This is a genomic window from Pseudoalteromonas sp. R3 (assembly GCF_004014715.1).
Taxonomy (GTDB): domain Bacteria; phylum Pseudomonadota; class Gammaproteobacteria; order Enterobacterales; family Alteromonadaceae; genus Pseudoalteromonas.
In genome coordinates this window covers 3208237-3226095 of sequence record NZ_CP034835.1, presented here as the reverse complement: position 1 = coordinate 3226095, position 17859 = coordinate 3208237, and the positions used below count along the sequence as shown (strand labels likewise).

The following is a 17859-nucleotide window of genomic DNA, read 5'->3' as shown; positions in this document are numbered from 1 at the left end:
CTAAAGGGGGTGGTGCGCTGAATAGCCGTACTTTGAGGATCTTCTGCTGCTCAATAAAATCAAATTCGTTATCGGCACTTTGGCTAAACCAGGCGCCGACCTCAGTGAAGCCGGTTTGTGGCGCGTCACAGAGCGTGGCACAGACATAGTTCTGATGATGCATTGCACCATGACGGCTCTGCATTTTACAGCTACTTGTTCGGTACTGCTGAGCGTGATTCTATATGCTTCAAGGCTCAGACGCAGAAATCTTTTTTCGCTGTCGGAAATGGCTTCTCGTCGGGTTTCCGGAGTGATTAAACGGTCAAAGCCACTGCTCACCCCCGTCAGGACGAGTTCCTCAGAGCGCAGCAATCGCTGTTGGGAGTCATACACCTTTGCTTGTACTGTGCTGCCAGCAGGGCCACGCATATCGAGCTGGATATCGCTGCCGCCTTGGACCGTGAACTCGGCCTGGTTGGCCTCATCCAGCTGATAGTAATAGCTGTGAAGGGGAGCAACGACTTGGTCCAATTCGTCCCGCCAGGTGGTGATCATTTCAGAACGAGAACGGATCACCAGTAATCCAGGTTCCAGGTTCGGTAGCTCGAATCGTGTCGGATCATCTGTATCAATCAGGCTCAGTGTCACTGGAGCCCGGTGCTGTGTAAGGTCGTGCCAGACCAGTTGCAGATCTCTGGTGTCGCCTTGGGTTTGTATGCTCAGATCCCCAGTGTTGGTAAGGCGTATAGAAGCGGCAAGTCCAGGCCGGGTGTAATATCCATCCAAATCAAACTGCTCGGCAGAAAAGTCATAGGTGATCACATTATAGGGCAGAGACTCATAGAGAATATCGGCGTCAAAATCGATACCTGGGATCCCTTGTGGTGCCAGTTTTCGCCAGTCGTAAGAGACCGCATTGGTAATTTGCAACGGCTGCAGACCACTACTGCCCAATGTGTGATAACTGGTCATCCGCTCCCGCCATTGCTCGGGCAGCTTCAGCCAGGTTCGGGTTACATCATCCGCGTTGGTTGGGGTCTTACCATGGATACGCACCACAACGCCACGTAGACTGGGCTCTTCCGGAATTAACCGTAAGGAAATTTTACTGGCGCGAGTCAGTTGTTGCCAGTCAACATAAAATGACTGACCAGATGTGACAGCCAGCGCCTGGCGGTCCTCAATCAATTGTTTAACCTGTTGCTGGCCTTCTTCCAGTGCAAGCTTTGACGCATGATGATAAACATGTTTCTCCAGTTCATTATCCTGACTGTCCAGCAGCCGGTATTCGATTGCATAATTGATGGGTTTATCGAAAACGGTTTGGCTGGCAAATATTGCGTTTGACAGCACGCGAATAGCAACGGTCCGTGAAGTAGGAAAAGTATAAATGAGCGGACGATCCGGGCTTAGCCAATGCACCACAGAGCGGGTTTCTTCTTCACTGCGCGCCGCAATACGCTCAGCTGAGTTCAGCCAGACATAAAAATGCAGTGCAACACGGTATCCGGCCAGTAGCACGAGGATTATCAGCAGCGCCTGTAGTACTCGCTTAATCCAGTACATTTGGCCCTCCTTGCATCATTTGCTCGAGTGCTTCAAGCGTTATTAGCCGGTTGCGCTGAGCAAGGTAAACCGCTGCGGTTTTGCCTGCCAACTGTAGTTGCAGTCCGAGTAACCCATTGTCGGAAAGTCTGATTGCTTGCAGGGTGCAGCCTGATAGTCCGTCGCATAAGGCACTTAACCAAGGCAGGTGCTGGGTTTGTGCATAGCGGCTGATTGTGGTGTCGAGTCTTTGTCTCTGTTGTTGCGATAAATTCACCCAGTCATCAGGTCCTGTTGCTGCAAGGCGTACCTGCATAAAGTTGGGTTGTGCGGAGACGGCAAGCAAGCGCTCCTGAAGCGCTTGTTCAGAAACCGCATAGTGTTGCTTGAAATCGGAAGCCAGCCATAGAGTCGCCAGTTCACTGTCTGGGCTGAACAGGCGATAGCCTGACTGCGGAGACGAACCAATCTCAAGCCCTCGGGTAGCAATCTGACCAGAGACTTTTTCTACTGTTATCCCCAATCGCTTCATAGCCTTATGCAGCGCATTAATGGTAGAAGTATGTCGAAAATCAGGTTGAGTAAATTGATACGCAATGGCACTGGGGCGGATCTGCGAAGGAGCGCTATGGCTACGGACTTGCAAACTTAATACCGGCACCCCCGGATTGTGTCGCACCGCACTTTGGTGTACCACGTTATAAAGAGTCCGCGTGTTAGTCGGCGCCATAACGTTTGCTTGTTCACTGGCATATGGGTGGGCCCCGGCAATGAGCAGTGCCTGGGCGCCACTGGTCTGGAACAGGTCAGTTGCAAACTGTAGCGTATTACTTTCGAATAGCGGTCGCGGTACCTGAATGGTTAGTGGCACAGTAGCATTGAGGTTAATGGCATAAAACCCCTGTCCTTGCTGGTAATAGCTGACCTCAGGCAAAGGACTGATGATCACCAGACGATGGGTATCATTGATGATCAGTTGCAGGCGGTAGCCTACCATGTTGGCGAGTCGATTAAGCTGTTGCAGACGATTAAGATCATCCTCATCCAGCGAGCGTGAGCGTAGCTCATAGGAGAGTTTGAATAAGGGCTCCAGGACCTCGTATTCCCACAGTGCCGCTTCGTTTTCCGCGAGCATACGAAAATGGCCGCTTCCTTTGGCACTAATATGTTGAGAAAACTGAGTGACCAACTCTTCGAGTGACAGGCTGAGCTGTTCGACAGGGTACTGAGGTGCATTCACATTGCTTCTTGCTGTATGTGACAAGAGGGTAGCGTAACTCAGGTTGTCGAAATAGGTTTCCAGCATGGCTCCCTCGTAACCCGGGTAGGGCAGGTTGTCCTCACTGAGCAGACCGAACTGGCTGCGCTCAAATCCCAACAGGCGGGTGAGCTGGCGCTGTGACAACGAGTCGGGCAGTTGGTTGTAAATCCAAAACTGGCTGTTGTCTACAAAGCGTGTTTGCCTCAACTGAGGCCGTGTGTATTGGTTAATGGCTCTAAGCTGTAATACCTGATTGGTGTTTAGTGCGCTAATGAAGGCCTGATAATAGGCGCTTTGAGGCCGAGTTTGTTGACTGGCTGCCGACGGTGTCACCCGTGTGCCCAGAGCCAGTGCACTACTCCCTAAAATAGCAAATAGTTGCCCGGCGGCATCGCCTGCCAGACGTTCACTGGTTGGATAGGGCACGGTCACTATATGTTCGCGCACAGGAGATTTTGCTAAAGCAAAAAGGCCTCTGGGATGTGTTGTCTGGGCATCTTTGATCACTAAAGTAGCCGGGTTATCAATAAGTATAAAGCCTAGTTCGGCCAGCACCTGGGCAGCGCGGTATTGAATGTCAGGGTCCTGAGGGTCCTCATTCAGCAATCGAATGGCGCCTCTAAAGCGTTGCAATTGCTGCGCCTGCTGGTAATGGCTAAGATTTAGCAAGTCGTATCTTGCGGTATACAGGTAGCTTTTGTATTCACTGACATGATGACTCAGCGGGGCACTTTGGGCGCCATCAACTGCAGCGGGTTGTGATGGGCTGTGGATCAGAGATGGGACAAACATGATGGCGAAGCCGATACCAAATGCCAGCAGGCCTCCGATCATTGAGGTCTGAAAAGTGGCCCGCAATACCAGGCCCAGAGCATTTTTCTGATAGATTTTAAGTGCCAACAAGGTGGACAGCATATAACCAAAGGCAAATGTGTCAGTGGCTTTGAGGGTCGGGAAGTAGTCGACCACAAAGTAATTCAGCAGTAGCTTGTAGATAAAGCCAATGTTGAAAAACAGCAGTAACAACCGCGCGCCTTCAAAGTTTGCGTGTTTGAGGCGGGTAAAGTTAAGCAAGATGGCGCCCAGAGATAAGATCACCGTGGTTTCGATAAAGGTAGTGAGCAGTTTACTCGGTTGCATGAGTTGTAGCGCCAGCAGTGCTGGTAGCATAATGCCATTGAACTCCCAGCCGTAACGAATATTGGCCCGAGAAGCCAAAAAGGCGGTGATAACCAGGATGATATATGCTTTGGGAGCAGCAAGGATAGAGGCGGCAACCGCTTCGTACATGATAGCGAGGTTAGCAATACTGAAATTGGTAAACGGCATCAGAACAAACCGCACCAATATAAAGGTGATGGCCAGCTGGACTAATGTCACTCGCATACCATAGCGAAAACCGCCATTCCACATCACATTGGCAGTCAGGGCAATGATCACCAGGCCCAGACTATAAAGCTGCCCCGCGTAGTCAAAAGTAATATCCCACAGCGCCAACACCTGACCTATCTGAGGCCAGAATAAGGTGTCCATAAACACCCGGACCAGAATACTGATCAGAATAATGGCAAAGAAGCGATCCCTGCCGAACATTTCTGCATATCCCAGTCGTTCCATGACTACTTTAGCGCTCAAGCGCATCAAAACATATACGACAATGGCCTCGATCACTATGACAATGGCGGAAACCGGGCTGACTATCAGTAAGGGTACCAGATAGCCGGGCACCACCAGGCCGGTGAGGGGAAAGCCGAAACGCAAGTTCAGCATACAAACAACGGCAATACCCACCCAAACTGTGGTAATAACAGACTGACCCAGCCCGCTTCCATCTGGAAAAAGTGGTAACACCCAATCCATTACAGCGTGTGCTCCTTATTGGGGTCGCCGTCGCTACTGGGCGTCACAGACGTGAGCTTGCTCAATAGCGCATGGGGATCCTCAAGTTGCTGAAGTAAGGTGGTAATGTCGATAAATTCAAACAAAATGCCGGCCACAGAGAAAGGCTCTCCGATGGTGCTGCTGACCTGGCTCGCGGAGAGTGAGCGTATATTGAGGATATAGGTGTCTGTGCCGAGTATTGCCGGCAGAAATAGCTCTCCCTGTTGCAGAGTCAGGTAGCGCAGTTTGCCTTTGAGTGTCTCTTTTGGCATCGAAGTAATTTTGTCTAAGAGATCCAAAGCGGTCATTTCGAATAGTGCAAGATGATGCTTTTTAGCCAGTTGTTCCAACGGCTGATTGGTTTGTACGACCTGACCAAACAGATTAAATAACACAGCAGCCGTACGGATCTGATTGAAAACCTGCTCCAGTGTAGAGAGCTTTTGTTCCATTTCTCCGATGGCCGATTTCACCTTCTGACTCAGAGGCTTTTCCAGTGTCAGAGTCAGTGCTCGGGTCAGGGGGCTTAAGGATGCGCGTTGCTGGCTTTGCAGCATTCTGTAATGGAACAATAGCTCACCAATCTGACTGGCAAAGCGATTGACATTCTTTATAAAGGCTTTTTCGTCGAACTGTTCATTGGGATCACCGTCATCGCCCAAAAACCACGAATGTCACCGGCATACATTAAAGGCACAACAAACTGGCGTTCAAGCTCCTGAAGACCACTGAAAAAGGGACGCGAGGTTTGTACGGCACCAAAGGCTTTAATGGCATCGGAATAGGGCGGGCGCTGATAATCGCGGCGCTGCTCTACGATGTCTTCAATATGGCAGTTGATGGCGCGGATCTCTTCTAACCGGTGATCGCCCTCCAGGCGAGCAAGAAAAATAGATCGGTTGAGTGCCAGTTGCTGATTCACAAGCGTAATAATGGCATCCCAGGGGGTGCTTTCGGTGCTGATAGAGCGGGGCAAGTAACGACCCATCATACGCTGGTGGACATTAGCAATCAGCTCGAGCAGTTCGTTTTCTTCAAGCCATTTACGGGAGAAAAACACCCACAGCATAGTTACCAGGTTAATCACCAGGAGCTGGCCTATGGGTAGTAAATACTGGAGTGTGACCATCACTACATAACTGGCCAGCAGGCCTGCAAGAGATAAACAGGCTGCAATAATGATGCTCAGCGTGAGCGTATTTTTCTGATATACGATAAGCAATAGTGCCAGCAACCCCAGTTGTAACGCTACGGACTGCCACTGTGCCAGGCGAGTAATTAACTGCTCTTTTTCCAGACTGTCAGCAACATAGGCATGCAGATAGACCGGATTGTTTGCTCCGTGCAGCTTGGGTGCTCTCAGTGGGACGCTAAAGCCGAGTTGTTGCTGAGCAATTAACACAACTTTACCTTCTAACTGGCTGAGCAGCACATCTTCTTCCAGCAATCGTGTGCTGGAAAACTTAGGTAATGCGCTGGGTGATAGCGCAAAGTTGATCAGTTTTCCGGTGTTGAAGTGTTGCGGCCCATAAATGCTTTGCCAGACATTTTGGCACTTATCCCGAGGCTTACCGAGCACCATGTTATAGCCTAACCAGGGTTGTACGTCCGGCAGACAATACCGTGGGTCAGCGAAGGGAAAATACACATTGGCAAATGACATGCTTTGTTTAGAGACTACATCGGAAAGCACAATAATGGCGTTCACTTTATGGTTAAGTAGCTGGGTGATGAGCTCAGATTGCTGGCGTTGCAAATTTGGTGACTCAATCACCACAATATCACTGCTCTGCTGCTCAAAAAATTGATTAAACTGGCTGTAAACATAGGCATTCAGGCGTGCAAATGAGCCGTGCACGGCAAATACCAGAACAACTAAAAACAGCAGTAAAATCGACCAAAACGGCTTTTGTCGCTTGATCATGAAGACTTGTTGTTTGAGCGACACACGCCCCCCGAAATACCTGGTTATGTTAATCGTAAGCAGAAAAATGCAGTGTCAACGTGACGGGAACGTCTGTTTCCAGTGCCATAAAATCCAAGCCATGCATGCGTTCTGCCTGCCATAACCTATTGTTGAGACTAAAAGATTTTTGCCATGAGATCAACGCAAGTTGATCTAGCATGACGGTCGCCTCTCCTTGCTCTGGCGGTGCCTGCTTAAATGCCAGTTTGACGGCACGTGCAGGCAATTGCTCAGGTCCCAGCGTCTGGCTGTCATCAGGCAGGGTAATGTCGTGACGAAATGTCTGCCAGTTGTAACTACCAGGTTCAATCAGACCGACTTCCTCGCTGGAAAATTCCAGGTTGTCTTCTGCGGTGACTATGGTCAGCTCTGCACTCAAAGCGCCTGCATTGTCACCTTTTGCATAACCAAACAAGCTCAACTCAGAGTAGGCTTCAAGCGTTGACTCTGACGGCGTGATTGGCATGGTACGCAATGTTTGTTTAAACGGCATGCGGATCGGTCGATTATTAAATTGTGTACGGGATAAGCACATCCCCTGCGTACCGCGCATTGCACCAGTCAGACAGGGGGTAATGTCATCACTTTCATGTTCCCAGCGAGTGACCTCATTGACTTCATTGTCATTGTCCCAGTCTTCAAAGTCGCCAAACCACATCAGGTCTCGGCCGAGCGTCACGTCTGCTGTGCCTGTGCTGCTGATTTTGCTCAAAAATGCATTACTGGGTGCATATTCACGAAGATCAACAAGGTGCTCTCCTGCTGCCAGGTTTAACGTCACCGTCTCTACCTCTTGAACGCTAGGCGGATTTTGGAAATAGACGTCTCCGAAACCTGGTCCGGGAACAATGGCAACCTCTGGGCTAGAAAACTCAGCCAGTCGGCGGATCAGATAGTCGCTTAAAAAGCCACTCACCAGTTTGGGCTGATAATCTTCCAGGTAAACAGGATAAGCTCTGGCGGATTGCGTTTTGGGTGATTGTGTTGGGTCGACTCTGACAGAGACAGCAACCCCCAGTAAGGTCTCATGGCGGTTTTGCTCAAATACAAAGTTGCCCAGGCCCAATAAGGCGGGAACCCCGTTATAGAGACCAAACCCCTGAGCCACATGGGGATGGTGGGCTATCATCAGATCAGGTGCACGACGACTAACGAATTCAAATCGGTTGTTGATATAACGGGTGGGCGCATAAGAGTATTCATCTCCCCCATGCAGTTGGACAACTGCGTAATCACTGCTTTCACTGGCTTGCTCAACGGCGGCACTGAGTGCCGTGCTGTCGGTCAGATCGGCAGCGCCTCCTTTGTTGGCAGTGGCGATATAAGTGACCAGATGGTCGTCACCGGTAATGGAGGTGGCCGACACCAATCCAAGCGTTGTGTTACCTACTTTAACCAGTCGGGGCGCATAGGCTTCAGTGGTGTTATTACCTGCGCCGCTGTGGCTAAACCCTGCCTGCTCAACAAATTTGATGGTGTCCTCTAACCCCTTTTGCTGATAGTCAAACACGTGATTGTTACCCAAAGCAACATAATCTATGCCGATCGCGGTCAAGCCCTGGAGGGTATCCGGTAACGAGAAAAAGGCAAACTCTTTGCTCGGGTGAACCGTCGAGGGTGTTGCAAGCACGGGTGATTCGAGATTAACGGAAGCAAAATCAGCGCTTGCCATAATAGGTTTGACGAATTGTGTCAGGGCAATGGCACTGCTTGCCGCATTACCAGGTCTGATCATCGCCTCTTCAACATCAGGTAACAGATTTCCCATCGTCGTCAAAGAAGGGTCCATATAGCGGCGGCCAAACATAGTATCACCGCCAAACATCAGCTCACTGCTGGTTGCGGTTACCTTCTTTAACACAACAGGTAAAGGTTGGTTTTGCTGCGCTTTGCTGTTAACGACCATCACAATGCGTTCATACCCGGGCACTGAGATTGTCAAAGTCACGTTGTTGTTGCTGAGGTCTGTCAGGGTCAATTGCCCCTGAGCGTCGGTACGATACTGGTTGTCGAAAAGCTGTACACTGGCATCAGTCAGGGCTGTGGCGTTAGAATCCAGCAGTTGCAACGTAAAGCCGCGAGTTTGGTTCTGTTGTTCTTGCTGCTGTTGTTGTTCTTCTTGCTGTGCTTGTGTTGGGCCAGTCTCGTAAGGATCTTCCACCGAGCAGGCGCTGATAAAACACATTACAGGAACAAATGGAATTAAATTGTAAATATTCAAGGCAGCCCCTTAACCTGTACGGCTTAATGTCTAGGTCTTTTGTATTATAAATTCATTGTTCACCAAACTGCAATCGTTAAGTATTAATAATGTATACATAGATGACTGCGCTAGTGTACGCATTAATCCGTATTTTTTTGACAGGAAGAATCTGTCTTTTTCATTATAGTTGCTGTAGCTAAAATCTCTGTCCAAATATGTTTACGTTTTGCTAGTCTGGGGTCTATTCTTAGAGTATGATCCCGCAAAAGGTAGAAAACCGTTTTGAGGAACAAATGCGTTTAGAAATTCACTGTGCCGATCGGATCGGTATTGCGCAGGAAATTTTGAATATCCTGGTTAAGTACCGGGTTGATCTAAAAGGAATAGAAGTTGATTCCGTTAATTGCAGAATGTATGTGAGTTTCCCCCCTATTGAGTTTGAACAGTTTCAGAAAATAATGCCTGAAATCAGACTGATAGATGGAGTGGAGGATGTCAGGACAACGGCTTTTCTGCCTTCTGAACGTGAACATAACGAGCTCAATACCTTACTCAGTGCACTTCCCGATGGTGTTATTTCCATCGATGCGAAAGGTTGGGTACGTCACTGTAACGATGCGGCATGTCGCGACCTGAACCAGCCAGAGCCGGAGATCATGGGTGCCAATATTAATAACCTGCTGAAAGGGTTTAATTTTACCCGCTGGCTGGAAGGTAAAGATGTATTGGGCCAAACCACTCGGGTTGAAGTAGGCGGCGAAGACTTTATTGCTGATATTTTACCTATCTCTGTCCCACAAGGTCCTGAAGGAGATGTGCTGGCAGGGGCGGTCATAAATATTAAATCACAAAGCCGACTGGGCCAGCAGGTTAGCGCGTTTCGTCGCTACGGGCAGGAGAGTTTTGCAGCCATCCATAGCCAGAGTACCGCGATGCGACGAGTAGTGCGCGAAGCGCGAAAAATGGCGCAGCTTGAAGCCCCAATTTTAATTACCGGTGAAACGGGAACGGGTAAAGAGCTACTGGCCCGGGCCTGTCACTACGCGTCTAATCGCTCTTTAAAGCCTTTTATTGCGCTGTCGTGCGCCTCTTTGCCTGATGACGTCGCCGAATCGGAGTTATTTGGCTATGCCGGCTACGAAGAAAACAGTGCGCCTAAACGAGGCGTGCTGGAGCAGGCTGATGGAGGTACGGTATTCCTTGATGAAGTCGGTGAAATGTCGACTCAGTTACAAACCAAATTGCTGCGCTTTTTACAAGATGGCACATTCCGAAAAGTAGGTGATGAGAATGAAGTAAAGGTCAATGTGCGCATCATTGCTGCAACGCAAAAAGATCTTCCTGCAATGGTGCAAGAAGGCAGCTTCCGTGAAGACCTGTACTATCGCATCAACGTTTTAACACTGGAAATCGCGCCTTTGCGTGATCGCAAAGCCGACATTAAATCACTTGCAGAGCACTTTATTCAAAAATATGCACAGCAAAGTGGCCATGCAACACCGGCGCTGGATGAGGAGTGCCTGCAGTTTCTGGAACAATACCCATGGCCGGGTAATGTCAGACAACTGGAAAATGCCATTTATCGTGCAGTGTCTATGCTTGATGACAATGAGCTTCGTATAGAACATCTTCAGTTACCAACCTTCACTCACGATCTGGGCTATTTGGAGTCGGACTTTGAAGGAACACTGGAGCAGGCGGTCAAGCGTTTTGAAGCAACATTACTGCGTAAACTTTACCCTGCCTATCCGAGCTCACGCCAACTGGCCAAACGATTAGGGTTAAGTCATACCGCAGTAGCAAATAAGCTCAGAGAGTACGGTATTAACAGAAAAACAGTGAAAGTATAAAGTGGGGGGACAGTTGGTCCCCTTATTTTTTAGTGCCCATGTTTTTGGTCACACCGTCTAACTTGATGTTATCAATACCTTGCTCGGTAAACTTGATGGTGACACTGATGTTGTTGCGTACCAGAAAGTAGTCAATATCATCCAGGCGCAACACATAGTCACCTTTTACGGGGCTCATAAACTGCTTTTTAAATAGCTCAAGCTTGTGATCGCCAAGCTGCCAGCTGAACCCTTCGATAAAACCAGGGTTAAACTCCTGGATCCAGACCTTAGAATCATCTTTGCTCAGTGTAATGGCAACAGAGTAAGATTCGGGCAACTGAGCCATATCATAGCTATTATCGCCAATGCGAAATTTTTGAGCATCACTTTGCCAGCCAAACCCAAAGTTAAAGTCTTTTTCTATGCCGGTGGGGTAAAGCAGCTGACCTTTGCCAGGCAAATCAAAATCAGCCCAGGCATGTCCTGCACTGAACAAGGTCAATAAATACACTAGCTTGGTTATACATTTCATCAAGTTACACTCTTGTTAGTCTTGCATAAAAGTTAATGCACAAACGCAGTTTTCGCAAGTTGTGCATGCCGAGGGAGATTAATTCCTGCTTGTTGTGAAATCCGGCTGTGCTAAACTCGAGTTTTATGCTAACTGGTTGGACCAATAACATGAATCTGTATTTCCGCTTACTGTGGTTGTTCTGGCGGATCCGTCAGAATAAAGCCACGCAACCTTTGCTCGACGTGATTGATATTAATTTCAGAGCACTGCCGAGTGATTGTGATATTAATTTACACCTGACTAATTCGCGTTACCTTGCCATGATGGATTTAGCGCGTACCTGGATGACTGAGCGGGTGGGGCTATTTAGTGCGATTATGAAACGTCGCTGGTTCCCCATCGTGAATGCCACCGCGATCACTTATATTCGTGACATCAAGCCACTGCAAGAGTTTACAGTATCAACGCGGTTAGTTGGCTGGGATCACAAATATTTCTATATTGAACAGAAGTTTCACTCAGAGCGTGGTCTGCATGCTATTGCTTATGTACGTGGTGTGTTCAAAAGTCGTCAGGGCGTAATCAGTGTTGAAGAAATGCTGGAAGTTGCCGGGTTTACCGGTGAAGCGCCAATCTTGCCTGAGGAAGTGGTCCACTGGAAAGAGATGCTCGAGCGGAAGAAAGCTCGTAACAGTAAAGTGGCATAAAGGGCCAGTGTGTATGACCCCTGGGGATTGAGAAAGTAACTCTGTAGCGTGCCCACACAGTGCGGGCACCTTAAATTGTTAGAACTTGTATTTTACACCGAACATGGCAACAATCGGGTCTAATTCAACATCTGAAGTTAGCGCTTGCTTACCGTCTGCGTAAACAGTTGCATCAGTATTGATGTCCATCTTAGAAATCATACCGTGCAGACCCCATTTGTCGTTCAGGTCATAGTTGAAGCCGACCTGAAGTGCCACACCAAATGAGCTATCCAGATCTACCTTTACGTCATCTGTTTTTAAAGTGGCTTTCAGCGCTGCAGATGCTTCTTCATCAAAGAATACGGTGTAGTTCAGACCTGCGCCAACAAATGGGCGGAATTTAGCATTGGGAGCAAAGAAGTGATACTGAGCCAGCAGTGTTGGTGGCAAGTGCTTCACTTTTGCAATGTCGTTACCGGCCAAGCCACCTGCACCCTCTACAGTGTGTGAAAAAGGTGTCGCTGCAACCAATTCAAAAACGATATTGTCGTTATACTGATAGTCGAATGTAATACCCAGCTGAGTATCAGAATCTGCAACCAAGCCTAAAGATCTATCTTCATTAATGGCTGATGCTGTATCGCTAGGATTAACGTTAATTGCACCTACATTCACGCTGAATTGAGCCTGAGCCAGTGGAGCAGTTAGCATAAGCGTAGATAGGATAGCGGCAGTAAATTTTTTCATTTTCATCTCCTGAACCTGTACAAGGTAAATCTTTTTGTTGCAGCTATCATAGGCTGATGGGATTTTTCAAAAACTGTTCTAGATCAATATTCAAATTGCGAGGTTTCAGAAAAAATTGAAAACTTGATTTAGATTAAGTTTTTGACTCGAATGGCCTGAGGGTGGCTGCTTAATTATCCTGGATCATTTCGGTTTCACAGCCACCCAGGTGTTTTAGGAGTTCATCTAGGTGACGTTTGGTGACGTCATTGTGCATATCGCGATTAAAGCGCAGTGCCAGCTGACACATTTTGGTGTCGACAAAGCCCTCCACTGCCACAATACGTACAGGCACTGCGTATAAAGGAGAGATCAGTAAATTCCCACCGTTCAGATCAAAGACATCCAGCTCCAGCTCATAGGTATTGAACAGATGCATTTCTCGGCTATACGGCGATTGTAACAACATGCCAGTTTGACTGATGTTTTTTACGTGTCCCGATAGTGTGCGGCTGCCGGTACGGATCCGGACACTGTGCTCTGGCAAGCCGGATAGTCTGATGGCACCACGGCGACTGATGGTATTCCAGGATTTATGAACCGTTTCTTCGAGTTTATCTGCGGTGAAGGGTTTCATCATATATTGTGATACCCCATTTTGAATAGCGCAGACCACATGTTCTCGGTCTCCCAGCGAACTCATCATAATGAAAGGCGTTTTACTATGCTTTTTTGACTTTCTGACCCGTTTAAGCAGCTCTTCACCGTCGAGGTTTGGCATTTGCCAGTCTGCAATGATGATATCGATATGGCGGGCTTCGAGTAGTTCAAGCGCAGCCTGACCGTCTTCTGCTGTGTACACGTTTTCCGCACCCAGCCGGTTTACTAAGGTGGTACGAACCAGGTTTCTAACCAGCTGGCAGTCGTCGACGACCAAAAAACTGACATCCTGCATTACTAGTTCCTTAACTTGCAGCAATTACAACCCAATAGTGACTTCCGGGATCCTAGATTAGGCTAACAATTCTAACCTTCACATACTTAGTTCTAGCATACACGGGCCAATTGACAACTTGTTATCGAAATTGACCAAAATATGACAACAGCTTTTTCTTTATTGTGCTCTGTGCAAGGGTAGGTGTCACAAAACTGCCTTATAGACGACATGAACAGGTCACGCATGAACGGTGTAATCAGAAGAGAGAACCATGACAACTGGATACGAAGAGACTGATTGGCATGTGGCCGAATCGGCTCCCAGTGCGCTTAGTATTCAGAACACAGGAAATGTATAATGCCTTCCCATGCGACAAAACCAGCTGCTAAACACAGCCCGCAATATGATACCGTCAATACCTTAAGACGCTTGATCTCTGCACCGTCTGTCACCCCTGATGATGCTGGTACAATAGAGTATCTTGCAAAGCGTCTGAGTGCGTTAGGATTTGAATGTACGCCCCTTGACTGTAATGGCGTTCGCAATTTGGTTGCCAAGCGTCAGTTTGGTCCTGGTCCCGTTATGGCCTTTGCGGGGCATGTTGATGTGGTACCGGCTAACCCCAAAGGATGGATAGCACACCCTTTTGCTGCGGCTGTGATTGATGATGTTATTTATGGACGCGGGGCGGCAGATATGAAAGGCGGTGTCGCAGCCATGCTCAGTGCAACGGCACGTTTGTGTGAACAAGCGCAGCATTGTCGGGGCACGCTATTTTGGCTTATCACCTCAGATGAAGAAGGAGAAGCTGAGTATGGTTCTAAAGTCATGGCCGAGTATCTGGCTAAACAAGGTATTGTGTTGGACGCCTGCCTGGTTGGCGAGCCGACCTCACATCAGCAGGTCGGTGACACGATTAAAAATGGACGCCGTGGTGCCATTTCAGGGCGGATACAAATTCAGGGCAAAGCTGGGCACGTTGCTTACCCGGAACAAACCATCAATGCCGCTCATATCGCCGGAGAGCTGGTTAATGAGTTAGCAAACATCAGCTGGTGGAAAGATGTGTTGGGTTCGCAAACAAGCTTGCAGGTTACAGGTCTGACTGTGCCAGATATTGTTGATAATCTGGTGCCGGCTAGCTGTGAAATAACCTTTAATGTGCGCTACAGTCACGCGTATAAAAGTCAGGAAATCTATCAGATAGTAGCGCAGGCGCTGGCACCTTGGTGTGAGCATGTCAGTGTTCAGTGGGAGCGCCCATGTGAATCTTACTACACAGGAAGTCGCGAGCTTGCGTGCTTTCTTAGTCTGGTGGAACAAGCGATTTTCCGAGTCAGGGGTCAGTTTCCGGCACTCAGTACCGCGGGCGGCACCTCGGATGGGCGCTTTTTTGCTTCAAGTGACACTCAGGTGATTGAATGTGGGGTTAAAAATGACTCTATTCACCAGGTAAATGAGCATGTATCAGTGGCAGATCTCCATGCCATTGAGGAGATCTATACTGCAGTTTTAACAGATTACTTTGTTGTCTGAATCCACAAAGCGCAAACTACTGCGCGAGTTCCTTGCGCAGTCGTTTTTGCATGGCTCTTAGTCCCTGTATTTTATCTCGTGCTTCCTGAAGCTGCTGCTCGGGGAGCTTGTGTTTAACGCCTTTTTCCAGCAGTAGCTCTAATCGGGCGACTTTTTTGTCAACAGCAGCGATATAGTCCTGTTTCATTCTATTCATTTCGCCAGACTGATAGGCCAGGTAGGCTTGATGATCGGACAAGTCTCCAGAATATGCCGGGGCTGGCGTACTGGAAACTATGGGCGGAATATAAGGTGTGCTTTCTGACACAGGTTCTTTATTGGGAGCAGTTATCGCAGCAGGCATTTCAGCTGTGCCGAGCAAAGGTGCTGAAATCGCTGTGTTTTCGGTGGAGGTTGATGTGTCGTGTTGAGCGCCCGTTTGCTCAGTTGGGGCAGAGGTGCGCTGTGCGCGCACCTCCACAGTTGGTAAAGGCGCAAGGGATAGCAGGACCCAAAGGGCATAACCCAGACCACTCATAACGAGTGTCAGTGCAACAGCCTGTAACCGGGTCATCAGAGTGTTACCCCATGTTGTGTTTGCCAGTGTCTGAATTTTTGCTGATAGGCAACCTGGGCACGTTGCATGGTTAGAGCTTCCAATGCTTGATATCTCACTGTTTCACTGTCCTCAGCATAATAGGCATATTCAGGGTTCTGGCTATACACCACGGCCCAATGACCCGAGGGAGTTCTCACCGGAGGGGTTGCTTTGCCCGACTGACTACTGAAAGCCAGTTGTGCAAGCCAGCGCTTTTGATGTTCCCTGGTAATGAAAACTGCTGTGGTTTTGCCAGCAGAGTCGAATTCGTTGTGTTTTTGTGTCTCTTTTAAAGCCTGCTCCATGCCTTTTTTACCTATGAGGCGATGAAACTGTTGTGCCTGCGCCTGTGATTCAAAGGTGGTTGCAACGGCTTGCAGTTGCGATTTGTACCTGAAGTTTTTGCGGTGCTGCTTATAATAGCGGTGGATCTCCGCTTGAGAGACAGACGCTCTGAGCTGCTCCAGGTATGCGCTGCGTTCGCCGTGCAACTGTGCCTTGATCCCTAAAAATGCCAGCATCGGAGGACGTAAAAGCTCGCCTTTAGCTAGCAGTTTCAGGCGCGACAGTGTCAACCCATGCTTTGCCAGTAAAGGCGTGGCTTTGTTGGTGAGCTTTGCATAGTAGCGCCATTCATCAAGCTGATGGGCTAGCAAGCCGATATCGCCCTGATGAAGACGAAATCGATTTTGCATTGATTGGCTGGTTAGCAAGTTCGCCATGGTTACTTTGGGTGTGTCGAGAATCAGCACTTGTTGCCACTGTTCGAGTTGTCTGGTCTGGTAGTTACCGTTAGCAGGGTAGTCTCCAAGTAGTTCACTAAGCGCTTGTGCGCTAAAAGGCGCCTTAGATTTTTCTTTGCTGATGGATTTGAGCTCAGGAAATTGATGCGTGAGTAAAGTAACAATAAGACGACGTATATGGTAGTCGTTATCAAACCCGACACTGGATTGACGGAGCAATAGCTCGGGGTTGAGTTGTTGCGCTGTAGCCAGCAAAAACTGATTTTCAAGCAAGTGCTTATTCAGTTCTGCCGAGGATAGACCGCGATCCTGCTGGGTGTAGAGAGATTGCATTAAGGCCAGTTCTGGCTTAGTTAGTTGAGTCAGTGTTGCCCAACATGGCAGGCTTAAACAGCCTGCCAAGAGTAAAACAAGGTAGTTCATTAACGGGCTACCATAGCATGATTAAGCATGTGTACGACCATTGCGATAGCATGCGGAATGACCTGACGCGCAGTATTCAAGCGATCGTAGTGATCTTCTGAATTCAGTACGATACCACCTTGAGAATAAGAATAGGCACCGCCTTGAGTAAGTAACGGACGAATATCTTTATTTGTGGCATCCGGTGTTGAGAAGCTTCCCATTGCCTGCTTTACCAATGCGAGGTTATTGAGGTTTTCCTGATCATAGTAGTCCTTCACCCAAGCTTCCCAGCTGGCATGATTTAGATCTGACGTCGTCCAGGTATGGTGAGGTTGAAGGAGATCCGTGGTGTGAAATACAAACCCCAGGATCTGTGGGTTGCCATTTTGCAGATAACTTTGATACCAGTACTGGCCCAAGTTATCGATCGGCTGAAATGGCATTTCTTCAAAGTCATCGTACATGCTATATCTGGAGTGGCTCTCTAAGCGGTAGTTTTTTTCTGTGATGCCATAGCTGTCATATTCACTGTCATCGGCACTAAACCAGCCTGTTTCACCCCCTTTGCCGTCATCCAGATAGTCACCTTTTAACCAGGTGGCTGCCATGTTGTCGACCGTGCCCCAAACAGTGAGTTTGTCATAATTGTATCCACCAAAGTCATTACCATGGACATCAGCGCCTTGAGTGTGATTTTGAAAGTGCCAATAACTGGTGTATTTAACAATACTTTGAGCTGCGCCCCATAAAGGTGCCTGTACACAGTCGCCAGTAATGGCGCCACAGAAGAAAGTATCTTCAAAATCATCGACGTCATAGGCAGCTTGTCCCATTACATCAGCAAGCTGAGCTACGCTCATACCATGCGACTGTGCGTATGCCTGAAGCCTGGCGAACTGCGTGGTTGATGGGTTTTGTGCCATGTAATTGACGGCATCGATGACAATACGTTTATGTGTTTCCTGACTAAAAGCGTGTGCTCCGGAGGCTGTCAGCGTCAATGCGCAGAGAAGAAATAGTTTTTTCATTGTAGTGTTGTTCCAATAATTAGAATTAAGGCTC

At 48.4% G+C, this 17859-nt stretch carries 14 protein-coding genes; 3 read left to right on the top strand and 11 right to left on the bottom strand.

The features are described 5' to 3' along the window. From ELR70_RS19220 to ELR70_RS19205, 5 genes are read right to left on the bottom strand one after another with little or no spacing between them, the layout of a single operon-like run. Entirely contained in the window at positions 1–1548 is a 1548-nt protein-coding gene (locus tag ELR70_RS19220) for a hypothetical protein (protein ID WP_128064675.1), read from the bottom strand. After that, entirely contained in the window at positions 1535–4648 is a 3114-nt protein-coding gene (locus ELR70_RS19215; RefSeq protein WP_054015323.1) for a poly-gamma-glutamate biosynthesis protein PgsC/CapC, read from the bottom strand. Before ELR70_RS19215 ends, ELR70_RS19220 begins: the two co-directional genes overlap by 14 nt. After that, entirely contained in the window at positions 4648–5331 is a 684-nt protein-coding gene (locus tag ELR70_RS25510; RefSeq protein ID WP_241566323.1) for a hypothetical protein, read from the bottom strand. The genes ELR70_RS19215 and ELR70_RS25510 overlap by 1 nt, the downstream gene beginning before the upstream one ends. After that, complete coding sequence (locus ELR70_RS19210; RefSeq protein WP_241566322.1) at positions 5280–6593, bottom strand: hypothetical protein; 1314 nt, start codon at positions 6591–6593, stop codon at positions 5280–5282. Before ELR70_RS19210 ends, ELR70_RS25510 begins: the two co-directional genes overlap by 52 nt. Before the next feature lie 49 nt (positions 6594–6642). Then, positions 6643–8856, bottom strand: coding sequence for a CapA family protein (locus ELR70_RS19205; protein ID WP_082353187.1), 2214 nt, complete (start codon positions 8854–8856; stop codon positions 6643–6645). A 275-nt stretch (positions 8857–9131) separates the two neighbouring features. Between ELR70_RS19205 and tyrR the strand changes: the two genes are divergently transcribed. Then, positions 9132–10688: a transcriptional regulator TyrR gene (gene tyrR / locus ELR70_RS19200; RefSeq protein WP_054015545.1), complete on the top strand. Its 1557-nt coding sequence runs from the start codon at positions 9132–9134 to the stop codon at positions 10686–10688. Positions 10689–10710: 22 nt separating this feature from the next. On the opposite strand, the gene ELR70_RS19195 is transcribed toward tyrR, so the two are convergent. Beyond that, positions 10711–11202 (bottom strand): hypothetical protein, encoded by a 492-nt coding sequence (locus ELR70_RS19195; protein WP_054015321.1) that lies wholly within the window; start codon positions 11200–11202, stop codon positions 10711–10713. 149 nt (positions 11203–11351) lie between these two features. Here ELR70_RS19195 and ELR70_RS19190 point away from each other — a divergent pair, with 149 nt between their 5' ends. Beyond that, positions 11352–11891, top strand: a complete 540-nt coding sequence (locus ELR70_RS19190; protein WP_054015320.1) for a thioesterase family protein — start codon at positions 11352–11354, stop codon at positions 11889–11891. A gap of 78 nt (positions 11892–11969) precedes the next feature. Here ELR70_RS19190 and ELR70_RS19185 read toward each other — a convergent pair whose 3' ends face one another. Both ELR70_RS19185 and ELR70_RS19180 read right to left on the bottom strand, forming a co-directional pair. Continuing rightward, on the bottom strand, positions 11970–12620 hold the full coding sequence (locus ELR70_RS19185; protein ID WP_054015319.1) for an OmpW family outer membrane protein: 651 nt from the start codon (positions 12618–12620) through the stop codon (positions 11970–11972). Positions 12621–12789: 169 nt separating this feature from the next. Next, positions 12790–13554: a response regulator gene (locus ELR70_RS19180; RefSeq protein WP_054015318.1), complete on the bottom strand. Its 765-nt coding sequence runs from the start codon at positions 13552–13554 to the stop codon at positions 12790–12792. 339 nt (positions 13555–13893) lie between these two features. On the opposite strand from ELR70_RS19180, the gene dapE reads away from it, so the two are divergent. Beyond that, a complete protein-coding gene (dapE, locus tag ELR70_RS19175) occupies positions 13894–15072 on the top strand; it encodes a succinyl-diaminopimelate desuccinylase (protein ID WP_054015317.1) in 1179 nt (392 codons plus the stop codon). A 16-nt stretch (positions 15073–15088) separates the two neighbouring features. Here dapE and ELR70_RS19170 read toward each other — a convergent pair whose 3' ends face one another. The 3 genes from ELR70_RS19170 to ELR70_RS19160 are packed head-to-tail and all read right to left on the bottom strand — an operon-like array spanning position 15089 to position 17825. Then, a complete protein-coding gene (locus ELR70_RS19170; RefSeq protein ID WP_054015316.1) occupies positions 15089–15625 on the bottom strand; it encodes a hypothetical protein in 537 nt (178 codons plus the stop codon). Beyond that, positions 15625–16815, bottom strand: coding sequence for a peptidylprolyl isomerase (locus tag ELR70_RS19165; RefSeq protein ID WP_054015315.1), 1191 nt, complete (start codon positions 16813–16815; stop codon positions 15625–15627). Before ELR70_RS19165 ends, ELR70_RS19170 begins: the two co-directional genes overlap by 1 nt. Then, positions 16815–17825 carry a phospholipase gene (locus tag ELR70_RS19160; RefSeq protein ID WP_054015314.1) on the bottom strand — a complete coding sequence of 337 codons (1011 nt, stop codon included), beginning with the start codon at positions 17823–17825 and terminating at the stop codon, positions 16815–16817. The genes ELR70_RS19165 and ELR70_RS19160 overlap by 1 nt, the downstream gene beginning before the upstream one ends. Positions 17826–17859: the final 34 nt, after the last annotated feature.